A 277-nucleotide genomic window follows, 5' to 3' on the forward strand; every position below is an offset into this window, starting at 1 on the left:
GTCGGAGACGCTGCGGCTGATCCCCAGCGAGAACTACGTCTCCCCGGCCGTGCTGGAGGCCACCGGCACGGTGCTCCAGAACAAGTACAGCGAGGGCTACCCCGGCCGCCGTTACTACGAGGGCCAGCAGAACATCGACCCCGTCGAGACCCTCGCGATCGAGCGCGCCAAGGCGCTCTTCGGCACCGAACACGCCAACGTCCAGCCCTACTCCGGCTCGCCCGCCAACCTCGCCGTCTATCTCGCCTTCGCCGAGCCCGGCGACACCGTGCTCGGC

The 277-nt window shown here is 69.3% G+C and carries 1 pseudogene; it reads left to right on the top strand.

Going from position 1 to position 277, the window contains the following annotated elements:
• Positions 1-277 (top strand): annotated as a pseudogene (gene glyA, locus ACSNOK_RS34090) (serine hydroxymethyltransferase); the annotation flags it as partial.

The sequence above is a fragment of the Streptomyces sp. URMC 126 genome, from assembly GCF_051386555.1.
Classification (GTDB): Bacteria; Actinomycetota; Actinomycetes; order Streptomycetales; family Streptomycetaceae; genus Streptomyces.